We start from the raw sequence: 20,565 nt of genomic DNA on the forward strand, positions 1-20,565 counted from the left end.
ACCGCTAGGCCTCGGCCGCCGCCAGGTCTTCAGCCAGCCCCATCCACGTCGCCTCGGCCTCGTCGAGCTTGGCCTTGGCGGCGTCGCGGCGCTTGTTCAGCTCGGCGACCTTGGTCGGGTTCTTGTAGAGTTGCGGATCGGCCAGCTGGGTTTCCAGTTCCGCCACCTGCCGCGTCGTGCGGGTAACCACCTGCTCGGCGGCCTCGATCTTGCGCTTGAGGGGCTCGATGGCGACGGTCTTGCGCGGCGCGCCAGAAGCCATTGCGGCGGGCGTTTCGGCCTTGGCCGGCTCACGGGCTACCTGGGTAGGCTTCACGGCCTGTTTGGCGCGGTCCAGCACGAACTTGGCGTAGTCGTCCATGTCGCCGTCGAAGGGCTTCACTGTGCCGTCGGCGGCCAGCCACAGGCGGTCGGCGACCAGCTCCATCAGCGAGCGGTCGTGGGTGATCAGGATCACCGCCCCGTCGTAGTCGTTCAGGGCGTCCAGCAGGGCGCGGCGACTGTCGATGTCCAGGTGGTTGGTCGGCTCATCGAGGATCAGCATGTGCGGCGCGTCCATCGCCACCATGTTCAGCAGCAGGCGCGCCCGCTCACCGCCCGACAGGTTGGCGACCGTGGTCTCCTGCTTGTCGAAGTTCAGGCCAAACTGCGCCAGTTTCGAGCGTCGCGAGGATTCCGAAGCGTCCGGCATGGCGCGACGGATGATCTCCAGCGGGGTGTCGACGGGGTCCATCGCCTCGATCTGGTGCTGGTGGAACCAGCCGACCTTCATCTTGCGGTCGCGATGGAATTCGCCCGACTGCACGCCCAGGGCGCCGGCGATCATCTTGGCGAAGGTCGACTTGCCGGCGCCGTTGACGCCCAGCAGACCGATGCGGTCGTCCAGGTCCATGCGCAAGTTGAGGTTCTTGAGGATCGGGCGACCCTCTTCATAGCCGACATTGGCCCGTTCCAGCCGGATCAGTGGAGGCGGCAGCGGACGCGGCGGCGAGGGCAGGGTGAAGGGCGCGACGCGCTCCTCGATCGTGGTGGCCACCGGCTCCATCTTGGCCAGACGCTTCATGCGCGACTGCGCCTGGGCGGCCTTGGAGGCCTTGGCCTTGAAGCGGTCGACGAAGGACTGCAGGTGGGCGCGCTCGGCGTCCTGCTTGGCCTTGGCGGAGAGTTGCAGACGGGCCTTCTCGGCGCGGCGCTTTTCAAAGTCGTCGTAGCCGCCGGTGTAGAGTTCCAGCTTGCCGCCGGCCAGGTGCAGCATGTGCGTACAGCTGTTGTTGAGCAGCTCGCGGTCGTGGCTGACGATCAGGGCGGTGTGCGGGTACTTCTGGAGGCGGGCTTCAAGCCAGAGGGCGCCTTCCAGGTCCAGATAGTTGGTCGGTTCGTCGAGCAGCAGCATGTCGGGCTCGGCGAACAGCGCCGCCGCCAGGGCCACGCGCATCCGCCAGCCGCCGGAGAACTCGGCCATCGGCCGTTGCAGGTCTTCCTGGCTGAAGCCCAGACCGGACAGGATTTCCGAGGCCTTGGCCGGCGCCGCGTCGGCGTCGATCTCGATCAGCCGGGCCCAGATCTCGCCCATGTCCTCGGGGTCGGCGTCTTCCAGACGCGTCAGCAGGCTGTGGCGCTCCTCGTCGGCTTCCAGGACGGTGTCCAGCAGGCTGACGGGCGTGGCGGGGTGTTCCTGGTCCACCGAGCCGATGCGGGCCGACTTGGGAAGGCTGATCTCGTCGTCGCCGGCGTGCAGCTGCCCCAGGATCAGTTTGAACAGGGTGGACTTGCCCACGCCGTTGCGACCGATCAGGCCGACCTTGGCGCCGGGCGGCAGGCTGACGCTGGCGTGGTCGAAGAACTTCCGTCCCCAGGCGTTGAAGGTCAGGTCTTTGATCTGAAGCATTTGATTTTGAAGGTACGCGGCGGGTTGGCGGGGAGGGAGCGCCCGGCTATAAGCCCGCAACCTCCCAATTCACAACTTTATGTGTGAGATATCTTCGTGACCGAACGCACCTTCTCGATCATCAAGCCGGACGCCACGCGTCGCAACCTGACCGGCGCCATCAATGCGGTGATCGAGGCCGCCGGCCTCCGCATCGTCGCCCAGCGTCGCGTCAAGCTGACCGAAGCTCAAGCCAAGAAGTTCTACGAAGTCCACGCCGAGCGCCCGTTCTACGGCGAACTGGTCGGCCAGATGATCGCCGAGCCGGTCGTCGTGCAGGTCCTGGAAGCCGAAGGCGCCGTGGCCAAGTACCGCGACGTCATGGGCGCCACCAACCCGAAGGACGCCGCTGAAGGCACGATCCGCAAGCTGTTTGCCCTGTCGATCGGCGAAAACTCGGTCCACGGTTCGGACAGCCTGGAGAACGCCGCGATCGAGATCGCCCAGTTCTTCAAGGACGAAGAGATCGTCGGCTAAAGGTTTTCAGACCGGCGAGCTTCGCTGGTCCGAATAGATCTTGAGAAGCGGCGTGGCCTATGGCCGCGCCGCTTTTCTTATGCCTGGCCGCCTATTCAGCGTATACGGGCCGTCTTCCGCTCCCCCGGCGTCGTCTGGAGACCGCAAGGGCGGAGTCCATAGTCCATGACCGAAAACGGCGAGCAGGTTGATCAGCTGCTCAATACCCCTGATCTGGCCAGCGTGCTGGAAAGCGACGGCTTCCGACAGTTTCTCGACCAGGTGCCGATCGCCATCGCGGTGTCGGAACTGCATCCGATGGAGCGCATCGTCTACGCCAATGTCGAGTTCGAACGTCTGAGCGGTCAGACGGGCGCGGATCTCGAGGGCCAGTCCTGGAGAGCCTTGCTTGGACGGTCCGCGAACGCGGACGATGACGGCGCGCTGAGCGACGCGGTCGTCGATGATCAGGACTATATCGGCGTCTTCTCCTTCGCCCACAGTCAGGGCGTCGAGGCTGTCGACGCCTGGTCGAACCTCATCCAGGACAATGCCGGCGCGCCGGTGTTTCGCATGCTCGCCCTGGTCGGCGCGACCAGCCGTGACGCCGATCGCAGCGAGTTCGAGCAGCGCATCCTCGACAAGGACGTCCTGCTTCGCGAACTGCAGCATCGCGTGGCCAACAATCTGCAGATGATCACCGCCCTGATCCGGATCGAGGCCCGCAATGCGCCCGAAGAGGCCCGGGATGAACGGTTCAGCCGGTTGGCCGGGCGCGTCGAGGCCCTGGGTCTGCTCTATCGCTCGCTGTCCGAGGAAAGCCAGGCCGAGACCGTCGATCTGGGCGTCTATCTCAGCGAGATCGCCTCGGCCGTCATGCGGGCTCATGCGGTGGAGGGCATTCACCTCAATCTCCAGGTCGATACCTGGCCCGTCTCGATCAATGTGGCGATGCCGACCGGCCTGGTCGTCAACGAACTGCTGACCAATGCCCTCAAACACGCCTTCAAGGGGCGTGATGGGGGGACCATCACCCTGCACAGTCTGGTCGATGAAGAGGGGTGTCGGGTGGTCGTGTCGGACGATGGCCTGGGGCTGCCGGAGGGCTATGTCTGGCCCAGGCCTGGCAAGCTCAGCAACATGATCGTCCAATCCCTGCGTCAGAACGCCAGGGCCAGGGTCGAGGTCGGGTCCGAACCCGGCGGCGGGATGCGCGTGACGATCGTCTTCACCCGCGCGGACGCGCTGTCGGCGTCCTGAAGCGCCTTACGCGAGAAGCGCGCCAGGACGCTCCGGCCTTTTGGTTTTCAGACGGCCAGTCGGGCGGCGCGCGCCGACACGGGGGTCAGTCGCTTCCAGGCGATGTAGCCCGCGATCACCAGAACCGCCGCGCCGGCCGCGAAGGCCGCCCCGGCGACGGGATCGGAGGTCAGCAGGTGCAGGTTGTGGGCGGCCAGATAGCCGGGCGCCAGCATCGAGATCACCCACAGCGGGGCCGTCAGGGCGCTGGCGGCCTGAAAAGCCCAGGGGCGCGAGCGCGACATGCCGGCCACCATGGGGATGAAGGGGCGAACCGGACCCATGAAGCGCGCGGCGGCGATGGCGATGACGCCATGTCGGCGCGACAGCAGGCGGGCGCGGGCGAACAGGCGGCGATGCCCCGCCAGCAGGCCGCTGGCCAGCCTACGCGCGCCCAGTCCGCGACCCAGCAGGAAGGAGATGGCGTCACCGATGATCGCGCCGGCGCTGCACCACAGGATGGCCTCGGCCGGATGCAGGACGCCTTGGGCGACCAGCGCGCCCGCCATCACCATGACCCCGACGATCGGGATCAGCAGCCCGACCAGCAGCAGGGCTTCCAGCAGGGTCAGGACGAACAGGACCACGCCCGCCCAGTGGCTGTTCTGGGCGATCGTCTCGGTCAGCTGGGGCAGAAGTGATTCCATGGGCGGCAATTTGCGGACGAATAGTGACAGGACCCTGACCCGAGATGGTTATTTCTTTCGAACGCGACAATCGGTCTCGCCGGACCATCCGGGCGTTTTCGGATGACACAGGGGTGTCCGATCGGTGACGATCCGGTCCTTGTCGTCTCTGGAGACCGCTGGTGAAGGACTATGGCCGACGCGACGTGGCGCTTGCCGCCGTGCTTTCGGGCGTGGCCGGCTATGTCGACGCCATCGGCTTTCTGAAGCTGGGCGGCTTCTTTGTCTCGTTCATGAGCGGCAACTCGACCCGTCTTGGCGTGGGACTGGCCACCGGCCATGTCGGCGCGGCCCTGACCGCCCTGACGCTGATCGCGCTGTTCGTGGCCGGGGTCGTGCTGGGCGCGCTGGTGGCGCGTCGGGCGGGCGAGGATCGACGGGCCATGGTCATGGCGCTGGAGGCCGTCCTGCTGGCCAGCGCGGCGGCGCTGATCATGGCGGGTTTCGATGGTCCTGGCGTGGCGGCCATGGTCCTGGCCATGGGGGCCGAGAACGCGGTGTTCCAGCGCAATGGCGATGTCGGGGTGGGGCTGACCTACATGACCGGCGCGCTGGTCAAGGCCGGGCAGCGGATCGCGGCGGCCCTGACCGGCGGCGATCGCTGGGCCTGGCGGCCGTTCGTGCTGCTGTGGGCCGGCCTGACCCTGGGCGGAGCGCTGGGCGCTGCGGCCTATCTGAAGTTCGGCGTCATGGCGCTGTGGGGCGCGGCCCTGGTCGTGGCGGCGCTGGCCGCGGCCCGGCACGTCGAGGAAAAGCGCCTAGCCTAGGCTCCGACAGAAGGTCGCCAGGGTCGCGGGATACAGCCGGTGCTCCTGCGCCAGCACCCGCAGGCTCAGGGCGTGCTCATCATCGCCCGGCAGGACCGGCACGCGGGCCTGGCCCAGCACGGGGCCCTCGTCGACTCCCGCCGTCACCAGATGCACCGTGCAGCCGGCCTCGGTCTCGCCGGCGGCGATCGCGCGGGCGTGGGTGTCGAGGCCCGGATACTTGGGCAGCAGGGAGGGGTGGATGTTCAGCATCCGGCCCTCCCAGGCATCGACCAGGAAGGGCGTCAGGATCCGCATGTAGCCGGCCAGGGCGATGACCTGGATGCCGCGCTCGCGCAGGGCGGCGTCGATGGCGCGCTCGTGCGCCTCGCGGTCCTTGCCGAACGGCTTCTGGTCGACGCACAGCGCCTCGATCCCGGCCGCCTGAGCGGTTTCAAGCCCACCGGCGTCAGGCTTGTTGGCCAGCACCAGACTGATCTCGAACGGGCAGTCGTCGGCCTGGGCCGAGCGGACCAGGGCCTCCATGTTGGAGCCCCGGCCCGAGATCAGGACGGCGACCTTGATCTTGGTCGACATTTAGCCCGCGACCAACTGGCCGCAGATGAAGGCGTCCTCGCCGGCGTTCAGCAGGGCGGCCAGCACCGGCTCGGCGTCCGAGGCCGCCACCAACAGGATGAAGCCGACGCCGCAGTTGAAGGTGCGGCGCAGTTCGTGATCGGAGATGCCGCCCACCTCCTGCAGCCACGAGAACACCGGCGGCAGCGGCCAGGCGTTCCAGTCGAACTCGGGAACCAGGCCCTTGGCGATGCAACGTGGCGGGTTTTCGATCAGGCCGCCGCCGGTGATGTGGGCGCCGCCCTTGATCCGGCCCGACTGCAGCAGCGGCAGGATCGACTTCACATAGATGCGGGTCGGAGCCATCAGGGCCTCGGCCAGGGTCAGGCCGGGCGCGAACGGGGCAGGGGCGTCCCAGGCCAGGCCCGAGCGCTCGACCACGCGGCGCACCAGCGAGTAGCCGTTGGAGTGCGGGCCCGAGGAGCCGACGCCGATGATCAGGTCGCCGGCCCGCTGCTTGTCCAGCCTGGGCAGCACGCCGTCGCGCTCGACCGCGCCGACCGAGAAGCCGGCCAGGTCGTATTCACCGTCGCTGTACATGCCGGGCATTTCAGCGGTCTCGCCGCCCACCAGGGCCGCGCCGGCCAGCTTGCAGCCCTCGGCGATGCCGGCGACGACGCTCTTGGCGACCTCGATGTCCAGCTTGCCGGTGGCGAAATAGTCGAGAAACAGCAGCGGCTCGGCGCCCTGGGCCAGCAGGTCGTTGACGCACATGGCCACCAGGTCGATCCCGACCGTGGCGTGCATCTTCGCGTCGATGGCGATGCGCAGCTTGGTGCCCACGCCGTCGGTGGTGGAGACCAGCAGCGGGTCGTCGTAACCGGCCGCCTTGAGGTCGAACAGGGCGCCAAAGCCGCCCAGACTGCCGTCCGCGCCTGGGCGTCGCGTGGCCTTGGCCAGGGGCTTGATCGCCTCGACCAGGGCGTTGCCGGCATCGATGTCGACGCCCGCCTGGGCGTAGGTGAGGCCGTTGGGCAGATCGCTCATTCGCTCGCTCTGGTCTGTTTGAGGACGCTTTGGCGCCTTCAACTCGCGGAAATCTGCGCCCCGGCGCCGCTTGACGCTTGCAGACTCGGGGGTGCGCGAGGCTATTAGCAGCCGATGAAGCCGATAACCACTACCGCCGAACTGGCGGCGTTTTGTAACGAGTTGCAGGGCCAGCCCTTCGTCGCCGTGGACACCGAGTTCATGCGCGAGACGACCTACTGGCCAAAGCTCTGTCTGATCCAGGTTGGCGCGCCCAACGTCGAGGCCGTGATCGATCCGCTCGCGGAGGGTCTCGACATGACGCCACTGCTGGATCTCATGCGCGACGAGCGCGTGCTGAAGGTGTTCCACGCCGCGAGGCAGGATGTCGAAATCTTCAACAACCTGGGCGCCATGCCCCGGCCGTTGTTCGACACCCAGGTCGCCGGCATGGCCGCCGGCTTTGGCGAGCAGATCGCCTATGACGCCCTGGTCCGACAGATGCTCAAGATCGAGCTCGACAAGTCCAGCCGGTTCACCGACTGGGCCCGTCGCCCGCTGTCCGAGGCCCAGCTGACCTACGCCCTGGCCGACGTCACCCATCTGGCCTCGCTGTTTCCGATGCTGCGTCAGCGGCTGCAGGACGCCGGCCGTCTGCCCTGGGTCGAGGAAGAGATGCAGGCCCTGTGCGATCCGGCGTTCTATGACGTCGATCCCGAAAAGGCCTGGCGTCGCCTGCGTCCGCGCAAGACGGCGCAAAAGTATCTGGCCGTGTTCCAGGCCGTCGCCGCCTGGCGCGAGCGCACCGCCCAGCAGCGCGACCAACCGCGCGGCCGCATCCTGAAGGATGAGGCCATCGACGAGCTGGCCACCCAGGCGCCGACCACGGTCGACGCGCTCAACACCCTGCGCGGCGTGCCCAAGGGCTTTGGCGGCAGCAAGTTTGGCCCCGATCTTCTGGCGGCCATCAAGGCGGCCCTGGCCGATCCGGAAGCCTATGCGCCGGTGCTGGAAAAGCCCGGTCCGCCGCCGCCGGCCTCGGCCGGCGCCGTCGTCGAGCTGCTGAAGGTGCTGCTCAAGGCGCGCGCCGAAGAAGCCGGCGTCGCCTCCAAGCTGATCGCCACCGTTTCGGACCTGGAAAAGATCGCCGCCGACGACAACGCCAATACCCCGGCGCTGACGGGCTGGCGGCGCGACGCCTTCGGGGCCGACGCCCTGAAGATCAAGCGCGGCGAACTGGCCCTGGTGCTGGACGGCGCGCGGGTGCGGGTGGTCGAAGTGCGGCGGGCGGCCAAGGCCGACGCCTGAGCGGACAGCGGACGCTCACGGGGTTTTTCAACTCAAAATGAGCAAGTTGAAGTTTGGGGTTATCAGACGGTCATACGCAAGCTTGGCCGTTCTGCTATCGATCGTGCCGCTTTTATAGAATCGATCGCAGGCTGACGCCGGCTACGAGTTTCGCTTGGGGGAGCGAGGCGGCGCCCGGCGGCGAGTAGGGGGAGCGGCTTTGGCGGGTTACCGGGAAAATCTGGCGGTCGCCTATCGGCCGGCGGCGGTATCAAGGCGCAGCCAGATCCCCTTGCGGCTTTTCGTCATTCTGGTGCTGTGCCTGTCCATGGCCTGGCGGCCGGGGTTTGGCTTTCTCATCGGCTGGACGGTCGCCTACCTCTTCGCCCAGATCGCGGAACTGCTGGCGCTCCGCCGCTTCCTGGCGACTCCCGAGCCTGCCTCGACGGTTGGCTTCAACCTGGTGACAGACCTGTTGATGGCGACGGTCTTTGGCTGGGTGGCGATCCCGCTCTGGCAGGTGGGCACGCCGGCCGCGGCCGCTGCGGCCACCCTGCTTATTTCCGGCTCCATTCTGACGGCGCTCATGGGCGCCGAGGGTTGCTTCACGGCCTTCCTGTCGGCGGTGACGCCCCACATGGCCTATCTGTTCATCCTGCCGTTCGTTGGCGGGTCCGCGAAGGATCCGGTGACACCCTATCTCCTGATCGGGGCGGGTCTGTTCAGCCTGGTGCTGGCCATGGTCTTCACCTGGTCGCGGCGCGCCATGCTGGCCGAGCGGTCCGCGCGGCTTGCGGCGGAGGCGCAGACGGCCGCCAAATCGGCCTTTGTGGCCATGGTCAGCCATGAGCTGCGCACGCCGATCAACGCCCTGCTGAACGGCGCCAACACGCTTGAACGCCAGGTGGGCGCCGATCGTGACGCGGCCAGGCTGATCGCCGACGCCGGCACCATGATGAAGACCCTGCTCAACGATCTGCTCGACTATTCCAAGATCGAGGCCGGACGGATGGGGGTCGAGATCGTCGACTATGATCTGCCCGCCCTGGTGCGCGACAGCGTGCTGCTGTGGCGCGGCGAGGCCCGCGCCAAGGGCATCAAGCTGGAACTGAAAGGGATCAAGACCCTGCCCAGCTGGGTGCGGGGTGATCCGATGCGGCTGCGGCAGATCCTCAACAACCTGCTGTCCAACGCCATCAAGTTTACGGCGCAGGGCGGCGTCACCCTGATCATCGCCCTGCACGAGCGGCCCGGGGCGCGCGATGTGGTGATCGAGGTTATCGACACCGGACCCGGCCTGACATCAGACCAGATCAGTCGGCTGTTCAGCGCCTATGACCAGCTGGGGGTCGGCACGGCGCGGGCCTTTGGCGGCACGGGCCTTGGCTTGGCGATCAGCCACGATCTGGCGCGGCTGATGGGCGGCTCCCTGACCGCGGCCAGCGACGCCGGCGGCGGGGCGCGCTTTACCCTGACCCTGCCCGCGCCGGATGGCGCGGCGCCGCCGTGCGTCGATCTGTCGGGCGCGCCGACGTTGGGTCGTCAGGCGCAGGCGCCGCTGATCCTGGTGGTCGACGACCATGACATCAATCGCCGCACCCTGCGCGGCATGCTCGAAGCCTTTGGCGCGCGTGTGGAAACAGCCGAGGACGCGGATACTGCGTTTGAGGCGGCGCAGGCGCGGGTGTTCGACGCGATCCTGATGGATGTGCGGATGCCGGGCGTTGATGGCCTCGAGGCGACCCGACGCCTGCGCGCCTCGGGTCTGAACCGCGATACGCCGGTGATCGCGGTCAGCGGGGCGGTCTCGGCCCAGGACATGGAGGCCTGCCGAAGCGCGGGCATGACGGGCGTGATCGGGAAGCCTGTCGCTCCCCGCGAGCTGTACGCCGCTCTCTTTGGCGACGCTGAAGACTAGGCCTTGGCGAGCCCCCCCTCCCTCGGGGAGGGCAAGGGAAAGGGGGCTGGGGCCTAGTGGGGCAGGACCGCGCCGCCGGCCGCAAGGCCCAGAGCGCCGAAAACGGCAAGATGGAAGACAATGCCGATCGCCACCGTGCGCCGGACCGACCAGGTCGATTCCTGGGCGAAGACGCGGGCGATCTCATGCTGGAGGCTGTGCGCGGCGCTTTGCACCGGCGCGTCGTTGTCATTGGCGAGGCGAAGCACGGGACGCTTGCGCGGGTTCGGTGCGATGGCGTCCAGGTAGTCCACTTTACGCTGCAGCATCACTGGCCTCCTTATGTGTTTCCAGGAACACTAAAGAGATCAAGCTAACAAAACGTACTCAACAATCGAAACTATGACTGCGTCATCCTGTATCAGTCTCAGATTGAGTTTATTTAGACTGCATTAAGCACGTCTATTCCTGATCAATCTCTTGTTTAGGATGTTGAGATCTTCAGTTTCAGGCCCAGCAGGTGTGCGGCCGTGCCGGCGCGCTTGCTGGTCTGCTCGCCCAACAGGAGGTCGGCATAGCCGGGCTCGGCCGTCAGGATCAGCTGGGTCTTGTCGATGGCCAGGCGCGAGCGGGCCAGCAGGGGCGCGCTGCGGCCCGACAGGTCGCAGCCCAGCCGGATCGCCGCGCCCAGGGCCCGGGCGCGCTTCAGGCGGGCCGGGGTCAGCAGGCGCTCCAGCACCTCAAGTTCGGGCGGGTTGAAGGCCGTGGAGTGTCGGGCATAGGCGGCCGTGGCCAGGAAGGCGCGTTCGGCGTGGCCCTGGCCGGCGATGGGCGCCCGCAGCACCTGTTCGAACACCAGGTCGGCGCGATGGTCGGGGTGCAGGCGCGCGCCCAGGTCGGCCAGGCGACAGGCGGCCGACATCAGCACCGCGTCGCGGCCCTCGTCGAACAGCGGCGGCAGGCTGGTGAAGGCCGAGGCGATCCAGGCGTTCAGGCCCTCGCCCAACTCGTCGGCCACGCCCTGGCGGGCGCCCAGCGAGGCGCAGCCCTCGATCAGCGGGTCCAGCCCCCGGACGCGGGGCGGCATGGCCTCGAACAGCAGGCCCTCGCGCACGCCATAGGCCGAGATCTCGATGCGCTTGAGGGCCAGGCTCTCGATCAGGCTTTCCAGCACCACGGCGGCGTAGGGCAGGGTCTCCGAGCGCTTCCTGCTCATGCCCTCGATGCGTTCCAGCGAGCTCTTCGACTGGTGCGAGACCAGGCGCGCGGCGTCGAGGGCCTCGCTGGCGCTGATTTCGTACTGGTGCACGACATGCAGCGGATAGCCCGACATCCGCATGTGCAGCAGGGCCAGGTTGCGCCAGGCCCCGCCCACGGCGTGGAAGCTGTCGGTCCGGAAGGCGCTGGTCACGGGCGCCAGGCGCTGGGCGCACAGGCGGCGGACGCGGTCGGCGTCGAAGCCTTCCGACAGGCCCAGGCTGAAGGGGCCCAGGGGCAGGGTGACGCCCAGGCCCGCGCCGGTGCTTTCCAGCCGGATCAGCTCCAGGCTGGCGCCGCCCAGATCGCCCACGACGCCGGTGGCCTGGGGCGCGCCGGCCAGCACGCCGAGGGCGGCGTAGCGGGCCTCCTCCTCGCCGGACAGCACGCGAACATTCAGGCCGGTCTCCGCCTTGACCCGGGCCACGAAGGCGGCGCCGTCGCTGGCCTCGCGGGCGGCGGCGGTGGCGACCACGAAGACCTCGGCCGGGGACACGGCCTCCAGCACGGCGCGGAAGCGTTTCAGGGCCGCCAGGGTCTGCTGCACGCCGTCGGGCGACAGGCGGCCGTTGTCGCCGAGGTCACGACCCAGGCCGGCCAGCACCTTCTCGTTGAACACGGTCCAGATGGCGCGGCCTTCCAGCCGGTACACCACGAGGCGCACCGAGTTGGATCCGATATCGATCACGGCCGCGTCGCGCGGCGCCGGGAAAGGCATGAGCTTGGTTTAGCCTATTGAGACGCGGGAGAAAGCGGGGCCGTACGAAAATCGCGCGGGACGTCAGGACGCGCCATTAATCCGGCACGCGAGCAAGCGCCAGCGGGTTTCGGTTCTTACGTAGAAGCAGGTGCCGAAAGTCTTCTGCGCCCCGTTCGCGCGAAGGCCGCCCTTGGTGGCCGCGTGGTTGCCGTCCAGCAGCAGCATCTCGACGGTCGGCGCCTGTTTCGGGCAGGAGCCCCACGAGCGGATCTGGCCCAGACGCAGGCCGGGGCCATAGATTCGGCCCTTCGCCTGCAACTGCCGGTCCACCGGCGCCAGGGCGTCGCCGTCGCCGATCCGGTCGACGCCCGGAACGCCGGGCTGGGCCAGGATGGCGCAGATCTGGGCCTGTTCGGCCGGCCCTGGACCGCAGCCGGCCAGGAGCAGCACCGCCAGAAGGGCTAGACGCCTCAACCCTTGCCTTTTCGCGGTCCCACATGATCGAAGGCCATGGGCAGGTCCTTCACCTTGTGGCCGCGGCCCGACAGGCTGGGATTGGTCATGAAGTAGTCGTGGGCCGAGAAGGCGCCCTTCTTGTCCCAGGCCGGGTCGCGGGCATAGCCGCCCTCGCTGTCGAGGTTCCAGCTCTGGGCCTCGTCATTGAGGTTGGCGACCATGATCTGGCTCAGCACCTGCTGGTGCACGGTGGGGTTCTCGACCGGCACCAGGCTCTCGACGCGGCGGTCGAGGTTGCGGGGCATCCAGTCGGCCGAGCTGATGAACACCCGGCTCTGGGCGCTGGGCAGGGTGGCCCCGTTGGCGAAGGCGACCACGCGGGCGTGCTCCAGGAAGCGGCCGACGATGCTCTTGACCCGGATGTTCTCCGACAGCCCCTTCACGCCCGGACGCAGGCAGCAGATGCCGCGCACCACCAGGTCGATGCTGACCCCGGCCTGGCTGGCGGCGTAGAGGGCGTCTATGATCTGGGGATCGACCACGGCGTTCATCTTGGCCCAGATGCCGGCCGGCTTGCCGGCGCGGGCGTTGTCGGCCTCCAGGGCGATCATCTTCAGCAGGTCGGGCTTGAGCGTCTCGGGCGAGAAGCTCAGCTTTTCCAGGCCGTGCGGCTGGGCGTAGCCGGTGATGAAGTTGAACAGCTTGCCGCCGTCGCGGCCCAGGGCCGGATCGCAGGTGAACAGGCTCAGGTCGGTATAAACCCGCGCCGTCTGGGGGTGATAGTTGCCGGTGCCGAAGTGGCAGTAGGTGCGCAGGGCCTCGCCCTCGCGCCGCACCACCACCGACAGCTTGGCGTGGGTCTTCCAGTCGACGAAGCCGAACACCACGTGGACGCCCGCGCGCTCAAGGTCGCGGGCCCATTTCAGATTGTTCTCTTCGTCGAAGCGCGCCTTGATCTCGACCAGGGCGGTGACGTTCTTGCCGTTCTCGGCCGCCTCGATCAGGGCCGCCACGATCGGGCTGTCCTTGGAGGTGCGGTACAGGGTCTGCTTGATCGCCAGCACATTGGGATCGCGCGCCGCCTGCCGCAGGAACTGCACCACCACGTCGAAGCTTTCGAAGGGGTGGTGGACCAGGATGTCCTTCTCGCGGATCGCCGCGAAGCAGTCGCCGCCGTGGTCGCGCACCCGCTCGGGGAAGCGGGCGTTGTAGGGCTTGAACTTCAGGTCCGGACGGTCGGGCGGGATCAGCTCGTCCATCTGGGCCAGGCCCAGCTTGCCGTCCACCAGGATGATGTCGTCGGGCTCGGCGCGCAGGCCCTCGACGATGAAGTCGCGCAGGTCCTGGGGCATGGAGGTCTGGATCTTGACCCGCACCACCTGGCCCAGGCGACGCTTCTTCAGCCGCGCCTCGAACTCGCGCACCAGGTCTTCGGCCTCTTCCTCGATCTCGAGGTCACTGTCGCGGATCAGGCGGAACAGGCCGCGGCCTTCCACCTCGTAGCCGGGGAACAGGTGGCCCAGGAACAGGATGATGAAGCTCTCCAGCGCCACGATCCGCCGCTCGCGCTTCTTGCCGCGCGTGGTGACCGAGCCGATCTCCCAGAACCGCTGCACCTGGCTGGGCACCGGCACCAGGGCGTACAGGTGCTTGTCGTCGGCGATCCGGCGCAGCTTCAGGGCCAGGCAGAAGCCCAGATTGGGAATGAACGGAAACGGGTGGGCCGGGTCGATGGCCAGGGGCGTCAGCACCGGGAACATCCGGGTCAGGAACAGCTCCTCGGCCTTGATCTTGTCCTCGCCCTCGATGTCCTTGGCGTCCAGCAGCTTCAGGCCCTCGGCCCACAGCTCGGCCCGCACATCGCGCCAGATCTTCTGCTGCTCGGTCATCAGGTCGGAGGCCGAGGCGTTGATCCGCGCCAGCTGCTCGCCCGGCGTCAGGCCGTCCTGGCTGACCACCCGCACGCCCTCGCGCACCTGGCCCTTCAGGCCGGCCACGCGCACCATGTAGAATTCGTCGAGGTTGTTGGCCGAGATCGACAGGAACCGCAGGCGCTCCAGCAGCGGATGGCGCGGATTGCAGCTCTCCTCCAGCACCCGTTCATTGAAGGCCAGCCACGAGGTCTCGCGGTTGATGAAGCGCTCGGGCGAGGCCAGCAGCGCCTTGTCCAGGCGGCAGGTGGTGTCAGCTTCAGTGACGGGGGTCGGCAGGGGCGCGGCGTTGGGCATGCGGGGAACCATAGGCGAACTGGATTGTCGCATGGTGAACGCGTGGGGTGACGTGGGCAAGACAGACAAAGCCCTTCCCGTTGGCGGATGGGGGAAGGGGGCTATTCCGCCTCATCCCCCTCGCCCCACAGCACCTGGCCGGCCAGCACCCGGGTAATGGCCCGGCCCTCGGCGCTCGCCGCCTCGTCCAGCAGGTCGACGGCGGCGATGGCCTCCAGCGACGAGCGGGGGATGCGGCGCAGCAGGTAGGGATAGACGTCCTGGGCCGGGGTCATGGCCCGCTGGGCGAAGGCGCGGCGCAGCACGGCCTCCAGCACGATGTCGTCGGGCTCGTCGATGATGGCGGCCGTCAGGGCGTTGAGCCGCGAGCGCAGGTCGGGCACCGCGCAGTCCCAGGCCACGGGCGCCAGGCGGCCGGTCAGCAGCAGGGTGCCGCCGTCGACCCCGGCCATGTTGATCAGGTGGAACAGGGCCTCGTCGTCCAGATGCCCGCCTTCCGCTCGCCGGTCGGCGTCATCGACCAGCACGGCGCGGCCGCGCAGGGCGGCCAGGTCCAGCGGCGCGGCAAGGGGATTGGCGGCCTCGACCACCACGGCGTTCGCCTTCAGGGCCCAGTCGCGCGCCAGATGGGTCTTGCCCGCCCCGGCGGCCCCGATCAGGGCCAGCCGCCCGTCGCCCCAGCGCGGCCAGGCGTCGATCGCCGCGATCGCCTGGGCGTTGGTCGGCGAGGCCGCGAAGTGCTCCCGCGCGAACGACGGCGGGCTGTGCAGCGGCAGTCTGAACTGACGGGACAAGTCGGCGGCGTCCGGCGTGGTTACTGGGTGTGCAGGATATAGGCCGGGTGCGGCGGAAGCGCGAGCGGGGCGGGTGAGGGAAGGTGGGGATGGAGGGGAAGAGGGTGTGGATGGGGCGGTCGTGTAACCTAAACCATGCTCGACTTGCGCCGCGATCCAAGCCTCAACGAACGTCGACAACGATGAGGGGGCAAACCATATGTATCATCGATCTTTGCATGACAAAATATGGAGAACGATGTTATTTCACCTGAACGATGCTGTCCTGGGTGGGCGTTTTGGACTGGGATCTCTTCTGGACGGTGGCGGGCGTCCTGACTGCAATCGCAGTACCCGTTGCCTTATGGCTGCTGGAACGGCGCAGACATGCGCAAGTCGCAGATGCCCAGGAATTTACGGTCGAAGGGGCCGACTGGGTTCTCGAGGCTGGGCTGACATACCGAGATTTACTTCAAAAACTGATAAGTCTCGACCACGCCACTATCTCCGAGCTTGATGACAAGACTGAAGGTAGTGGAAGTCAGTGGGCTCCGGTATTTGCCAAATCTCCTGAAACTTGGTCTCTTGTTGTATTTCGCGACAAGGTTGTAGTTGGTTACTGGTCATTTTTCTCGCTCTCGCCAAAATTGATCTCCGCGCTGAGGGCGGGAAAGCTCTACGACTCTCGTCTGACGGACTCAGATATTAGGCGTATAAATGAACCAGGGCGGCACAATCTTTACTTTGTGATGTTGGCGCGCCATCCGGACTTTTCTGCTACCGGCGGTGTTATATTTCAACTTCTTATGCGCTCTCTCGCAGATAGCTTAGACGAACTGATCCGTAGTGGCGTTGAAGTTGAGGCAGTCTACGCTGATGCGGTTTCACGCGAGGGGCAGAACCTATGCGAAAATCTCGGATTTGAAACCTTGGTGGCCTCCATTCAAGGCGGAACAATCTATCGAACCACGCTGAATGCAGGATTGCTAAAACGCCTCAGAAGGTTCGGGGCTCGCACGCAGACTGGGACCGATCGCCCGAAGCGGAAAAGCTGAAATGTCCATCCAAGATATCAGCGCTCTGATTGTCGCCGCCGCCTCTATCGTTGCCGCTGCCGTCGCTGTGCTTGCCCTCTTTGTCGCGCGCGGTCAGATCGCCGCCGTCAATGACATAAGTGTACAGGACGCTTATCTCGATTATCGTCCCCTAGTGCGATTGTGACAGTGGCTAACGCCTAGACTTACTTCCACCCCCACCGCACCGCCAACAACCCAAACCCCAGCACGATCACCGGCCCGAACACCGCGAAGGTCCAGCGGGTGATCCGCTCCGGCAGGAAGGTGTCGTAGGCGCCGTCCTTGCTCGCGCCATACTTCACGGCGATGGCGGTCAGGGGGCATTTGAGGCCGAAGGCGGCGAAGACCACGCTCTCAACGGCGACCAGCGCGGCCGCCACCCACAGCCAGGGGCCGTGCGCGCCGGTGATCCCGGCATAGAGGACGACGAGGCTGGCGCTGGCCATCACGACATAGATCACCGTGTGCAGGGCGCGGACCAGGGTCAGGCGTTGGGCGTCGGTCATGGGGTGTAGCTTAGCCTCCCTTCTCCCCTTGCGGGAGAAGGTGGCCCCGGCGAAGTCCGGGGTCGGATGAGGGGTTGATGGCGAGGGCCGCCGCGACGGGCGGATAGGCCGGGTTCGGCGCCGCCGGTGCGACCCCTCATCCGTCGGCCTGCGGCCGCCACCTTCTCCCGCAGGGGGAGAAGGACTATCTCAGACCCATGACCTCACCACCCCCCGACCTCGCCGCCTGGCGCGCCGCCATGACCAAGCCCGCCGGGCCCCTCGGCGGCCTCGCGCGCAAGGCGCAGGTCAGGATCAACCAGATCATCCCCGAGAAGGTCCACGCCGCGATCACCACGGCCATGGAGGGCCTGACGCGGGGCATCCTGACCGGAGCCGACTTCGCCACCGGCTCGCCCCAGCACGGCCTGACCCTGGACGAAAAGCGCGCGAAAGCCGCCGCCGCCATCGACGGCTGGAAGAAGACCGCCAGCGTCGAGGGCGGGATCACCGGGGCCGGGGGCTTTCTGGCGGCGGCGGCCGATTTCCCGCTGCTGATGAGCTTCAAGATCAAGCTGCTGTTCGAGATCGCCGCCATTTTCGGCCATGACGGGACCGACCTGGATGAGCGGCTCTATATCCTGCACATCTTCGAGCTGGCCTTTTCCGACGCGACGCACCGGGCCCGGGTGCTGGCGGCGATGGACGACTGGGACGCGCGGCGCGGCGAGCGTCCCGACACGCTGGAGGCCTTCGACTGGCGGGCCTTCCAGCAGCAGTATCGCGACCATATCGATCTCGCCAAACTGGCCCAGATGCTGCCCGTGGTCGGCGCGCCGGTCGGCGCCATCGTCAACTGGCGGCTGGTCGAGCACCTGGGCGTGACGGCGGTGATGGCCTACCGGATGCGGGAGGAGGGTGCGGGCACGGGCCCCACCACGGGGATTGCGATCGCGCGGTCCCCCGATGGGGAGGGGGATTAGAAACCCTCTCCCAGAGGGAGAGGGAGGGGCCCGCCGCGAAGCGGTGGGAGGGTGAGGGGTTTGCGAAGCCCTTCCGGACAAGGTAAAAATCTCAGGTGCGACAACGGTTTGCGGCGTAACCCCTCACCCTCCCACGCAAGCGTGGGCCCCTCCCTCTCCCTCTGGGAGAGGGTCGATAGAACGGGGACCGGCGCGGGCGTCCAGCAAACTTATCCGACGCGCCCAAACCTCCCGTATTCTTGTCCCACCTCGTCGCGAGGAAAGGGCGCAAGGCCAGCGACCATTGCGGCGGCGGGGGGTGATCGAGCGGGGCTGGGGTCGAGGGGGATACTCGACCGGTCCGGGGATCCTGGCGTTGCAGGACCCGCCCGCCGTCGGCGTGGATGGGGATCAAGGCGAGTGTTGGTCAGGATTGGCCCCACGCCCCCCGACCTCCGGGACTTCGGGAAACCGAAGCGTCCGGGTTCCGGTAAGGCCCCAACTGGGCCACCCGCTGGGACGCTGATGGAAAACGACCACGCGGAGCGAACGGCTTCGTCGAAACGGTTATTCTATTTTCCTCCGGACGTGGTCCGGACGCTCCGCGACCCTTTCCATCGCCATCGCAGCGAAAGCGCGGGGGTGTGAACGCATGTCTTCTCCCTTCCCCCTTGGATGGGGGAAGGGCGGGGTTGGGGGTGGCGCCGCCGGACGATTGCACGCGGGCCGCGCCCCATCCTGGACCTCTGTCACCCCCATCCCCAACCCTTCCCCCATCGAAGGGGGAAGGGAGTTTCAGGTGCAGAATCCTTGACATCCACGCCCCCCCATGCGCCTTTCCGCGCCTTGCAAATCAACGCGTTCCCGCGACTTTCGAAGACCTGTTCATGACGACGATGCACGCCTACCGCACCCACACCTGCGGCGCCCTTCGGGCTTCCGACACCGGCGCCGATGTCCGGGTGTCGGGCTGGATCCACCGCAAGCGCGACCATGGCGGCCTGGTCTTCATCGACCTGCGCGACCATTACGGCCTGACCCAGCTGGTGCTGCACCCCGAGACCCCGGGCTTCGCCATCGTCGAGCGCCTGCGCGCCGAGAGCGTGATCAAGGTGGACGGCAAGGTGCTGGCCCGCGATCCGGCGGCCGTGAACCCCAACCTCCCGACCGGTGAGGTCGAGATCCACGTCACCGCCGTGGAAGTGCTGTCGGAAGCCGCCGAGCTGCCGCTGCCGGTGTTTGGCGAGCCGGACTATCCCGAAGAGATCCGCCTCAAGCACCGCTATCTGGATCTGCGCCGCGAGACCCTGCACAAGAACATCGTGCTGCGCTCCAAGGTGATCCACTCGATCCGTCACCGCATGGTCGAACAGGGCTTCCTGGAGTACCAGACCCCGATCCTGACGGCCTCGTCGCCGGAAGGCGCGCGCGACTTCCTGGTGCCCTCGCGTCTGCATCCGGGCAAGTTCTATGCGCTGCCCCAGGCCCCGCAGCAGTTCAAGCAGCTGCTGATGGTGTCGGGCTTCGACCGCTATTTCCAGATCGCCCCGTGCTTCCGCGACGAAGACCTGCGCGCCGACCGCTCGCTGGAGTTCTACCAGCTCGACGTCGAGATGAGCTTCGTGACGCAGGAAGACGTGTTCGCGGCCATCGAGCCGGTGATGCACGGCGTGTTCGAGGAATTCTCGGGCGGCAAGCCGGTGTCGCCGATTTCGGGCACGCACACCTTCACCAACGACTTCGGCGCGACGCTGGAGCATCAGGGCTTCGAGCGCCTGACCTACGCCCAGTCGATGGCCTGGTACGGCAGCGACAAGCCCGACCTGCGCAATCCGATCAAGATGGCCGACGTCTCCGAGCACTTCCGCGACGGCGGCTTTGGCCTGTTCGCCAAGATCCTCGGCGCGGACGCCAAGAACAGGGTGTGGGCCATCCCCGCGCCGACCGGCGGCAGCCGCGCCTTCTGCGACCGCATGAACAGCTGGGCCCAGGGCGAAGGCCAGCCGGGCCTGGGCTACGTGTTCTGGTCGGAAGACCAGGGCTCGTGGGGCGGCCCGATCGCCAAGAACCTGGGCGAGCCGACCCAGGCGCTGATGGAGTCGATGGGCCTGGGCAAGGGCGACGCCGCCTTCTTCGTGGCCGGCGATCCGGCCGTGTTCGCCAAGTTCGCGGGTCTCGCCCGCACCCGCGTCGGGACCGAGCTGAAGCTGGTGGACGAGAACCAGTTCAAGTTCTGCTGGATCGTCGACTTCCCGATGTTCGAGTGGAACGAGGACGAAAAGCGCGTCGACTTCTCGCACAACCCGTTCTCGATGCCGCAGGGCGGTCTGGAGGCCCTGGAGACCCAGGACCCGCTGACCATCCGCGCCTATCAGTACGACATCGTCTGCAACGGCTATGAGCTGTGCTCGGGCGCGATCCGGAACCACAAGCCCGAGATCATGCTCAAGGCCTTCGAAACCGCCGGCTATGGCGCCGAGGTGGTGGAAGAGCAGTTTGGCGGCATGCTGAACGCCTTCCGCTTCGGCGCCCCGCCGCACGGGGGCCTGGCGCCCGGCATCGACCGGATCGTCATGCTGCTGGCCGAGCAGGTCGCCATCCGCGAGGTCATCGCCTTCCCGCTGAACCAGCAGGGCCAGGACCTCCTGATGAACGCCCCGGCCGAGGCCCAGGACCGCCAGTACAAGGAACTCCACATCCGCTCGGCGCCCCCCATCAAGGTGTAGGA

The 20,565-nt window shown here is 67.2% G+C and carries 19 protein-coding genes and 1 pseudogene; 9 read left to right on the forward strand and 11 right to left on the reverse strand.

Annotated elements, in window-relative coordinates; genetic code table 11:
• Positions 1-4: 4 nt before the first annotated feature.
• Entirely contained in the window at positions 5-1,888 is a 1,884-nt protein-coding gene (locus ACW17V_RS09120) for an ABC-F family ATP-binding cassette domain-containing protein (protein WP_492108505.1), read from the reverse strand.
• Positions 1,889-1,984: 96 nt separating this feature from the next.
• Between ACW17V_RS09120 and ndk the strand changes: the two genes are divergently transcribed.
• The gene (gene ndk / locus ACW17V_RS09125) at positions 1,985-2,404 is read left to right on the forward strand and encodes a nucleoside-diphosphate kinase (RefSeq protein ID WP_492108506.1); all 420 of its coding nucleotides are present in this window, start codon (positions 1,985-1,987) and stop codon (positions 2,402-2,404) included.
• Between the two features lie 165 nt (positions 2,405-2,569).
• Positions 2,570-3,643: a sensor histidine kinase gene (locus tag ACW17V_RS09130; protein WP_492108507.1), complete on the forward strand. Its 1,074-nt coding sequence runs from the start codon at positions 2,570-2,572 to the stop codon at positions 3,641-3,643.
• 47 nt (positions 3,644-3,690) lie between these two features.
• Here the strand turns inward: ACW17V_RS09130 and ACW17V_RS09135 are convergent, their stop codons facing one another.
• A complete protein-coding gene (locus ACW17V_RS09135) occupies positions 3,691-4,329 on the reverse strand; it encodes a DedA family protein (protein WP_492108508.1) in 639 nt (212 codons plus the stop codon).
• Between the two features lie 161 nt (positions 4,330-4,490).
• On the opposite strand from ACW17V_RS09135, the gene ACW17V_RS09140 reads away from it, so the two are divergent.
• Positions 4,491-5,135, forward strand: a complete 645-nt coding sequence (locus tag ACW17V_RS09140) for a YoaK family protein (RefSeq protein ID WP_492108509.1) — start codon at positions 4,491-4,493, stop codon at positions 5,133-5,135.
• Here ACW17V_RS09140 and purN read toward each other — a convergent pair.
• Positions 5,127-5,711, reverse strand: a complete 585-nt coding sequence (gene purN / locus ACW17V_RS09145; protein WP_492108510.1) for a phosphoribosylglycinamide formyltransferase — start codon at positions 5,709-5,711, stop codon at positions 5,127-5,129. The two genes, ACW17V_RS09140 and purN, sit on opposite strands and share 9 nt — an antisense overlap.
• Positions 5,712-6,737: a phosphoribosylformylglycinamidine cyclo-ligase gene (gene purM, locus ACW17V_RS09150; protein WP_492108511.1), complete on the reverse strand. Its 1,026-nt coding sequence runs from the start codon at positions 6,735-6,737 to the stop codon at positions 5,712-5,714.
• A gap of 114 nt (positions 6,738-6,851) precedes the next feature.
• On the opposite strand from purM, the gene rnd reads away from it, so the two are divergent.
• Entirely contained in the window at positions 6,852-8,024 is a 1,173-nt protein-coding gene (rnd, locus tag ACW17V_RS09155; RefSeq protein WP_492108512.1) for a ribonuclease D, read from the forward strand.
• A gap of 271 nt (positions 8,025-8,295) precedes the next feature.
• On the forward strand, positions 8,296-9,921 hold the full coding sequence (locus ACW17V_RS09160; protein WP_492108513.1) for an ATP-binding protein: 1,626 nt from the start codon (positions 8,296-8,298) through the stop codon (positions 9,919-9,921).
• A gap of 53 nt (positions 9,922-9,974) precedes the next feature.
• Here ACW17V_RS09160 and ACW17V_RS09165 read toward each other — a convergent pair whose 3' ends face one another.
• The 5 genes from ACW17V_RS09165 to hdaA form a co-directional block, all read right to left on the reverse strand.
• Positions 9,975-10,232 carry a hypothetical protein gene (locus ACW17V_RS09165; protein ID WP_492108514.1) on the reverse strand — a complete coding sequence of 86 codons (258 nt, stop codon included), beginning with the start codon at positions 10,230-10,232 and terminating at the stop codon, positions 9,975-9,977.
• Between the two features lie 152 nt (positions 10,233-10,384).
• Positions 10,385-11,875 (reverse strand): Ppx/GppA phosphatase family protein, encoded by a 1,491-nt coding sequence (locus ACW17V_RS09170; protein WP_492108515.1) that lies wholly within the window; start codon positions 11,873-11,875, stop codon positions 10,385-10,387.
• A gap of 63 nt (positions 11,876-11,938) precedes the next feature.
• Positions 11,939-12,331 (reverse strand): hypothetical protein, encoded by a 393-nt coding sequence (locus tag ACW17V_RS09175; protein ID WP_492108516.1) that lies wholly within the window; start codon positions 12,329-12,331, stop codon positions 11,939-11,941.
• Complete coding sequence (locus ACW17V_RS09180; RefSeq protein ID WP_492108517.1) at positions 12,328-14,541, reverse strand: RNA degradosome polyphosphate kinase; 2,214 nt, start codon at positions 14,539-14,541, stop codon at positions 12,328-12,330. Before ACW17V_RS09180 ends, ACW17V_RS09175 begins: the two co-directional genes overlap by 4 nt.
• 101 nt (positions 14,542-14,642) lie before the next feature.
• Complete coding sequence (hdaA, locus tag ACW17V_RS09185; RefSeq protein ID WP_492108518.1) at positions 14,643-15,335, reverse strand: DnaA regulatory inactivator HdaA; 693 nt, start codon at positions 15,333-15,335, stop codon at positions 14,643-14,645.
• A gap of 278 nt (positions 15,336-15,613) precedes the next feature.
• Between hdaA and ACW17V_RS09190 the strand changes: the two genes are divergently transcribed.
• Together ACW17V_RS09190 and ACW17V_RS09195 are read left to right on the forward strand one after the other, a co-directional pair.
• On the forward strand, positions 15,614-16,369 hold the full coding sequence (locus ACW17V_RS09190) for a hypothetical protein (RefSeq protein WP_492108519.1): 756 nt from the start codon (positions 15,614-15,616) through the stop codon (positions 16,367-16,369).
• A gap of 1 nt (position 16,370) precedes the next feature.
• Positions 16,371-16,535, forward strand: coding sequence for a hypothetical protein (locus ACW17V_RS09195; RefSeq protein ID WP_492108520.1), 165 nt, complete (start codon positions 16,371-16,373; stop codon positions 16,533-16,535).
• Positions 16,536-16,554: 19 nt separating this feature from the next.
• Here the strand turns inward: ACW17V_RS09195 and ACW17V_RS09200 are convergent, their stop codons facing one another.
• The gene (locus ACW17V_RS09200; RefSeq protein ID WP_492108521.1) at positions 16,555-16,896 is read right to left on the reverse strand and encodes a hypothetical protein; all 342 of its coding nucleotides are present in this window, start codon (positions 16,894-16,896) and stop codon (positions 16,555-16,557) included.
• 197 nt (positions 16,897-17,093) lie between these two features.
• Here ACW17V_RS09200 and ACW17V_RS09205 point away from each other — a divergent pair, with 197 nt between their 5' ends.
• Entirely contained in the window at positions 17,094-17,858 is a 765-nt protein-coding gene (locus tag ACW17V_RS09205; protein ID WP_492108522.1) for an EcsC family protein, read from the forward strand.
• Between the two features lie 225 nt (positions 17,859-18,083).
• Here ACW17V_RS09205 and ACW17V_RS09210 read toward each other — a convergent pair.
• Positions 18,084-18,208: pseudogene (locus ACW17V_RS09210) on the reverse strand (hypothetical protein); the annotation flags it as partial.
• 516 nt (positions 18,209-18,724) lie between these two features.
• Between ACW17V_RS09210 and aspS the strand changes: the two are divergent.
• On the forward strand, positions 18,725-20,563 hold the full coding sequence (gene aspS, locus ACW17V_RS09215; RefSeq protein ID WP_492108523.1) for an aspartate--tRNA ligase: 1,839 nt from the start codon (positions 18,725-18,727) through the stop codon (positions 20,561-20,563).
• The last annotated feature ends 2 nt before the right edge of the window (positions 20,564-20,565 follow it).

This window comes from Caulobacter sp. FV2ye17ST, from assembly GCF_058680955.1.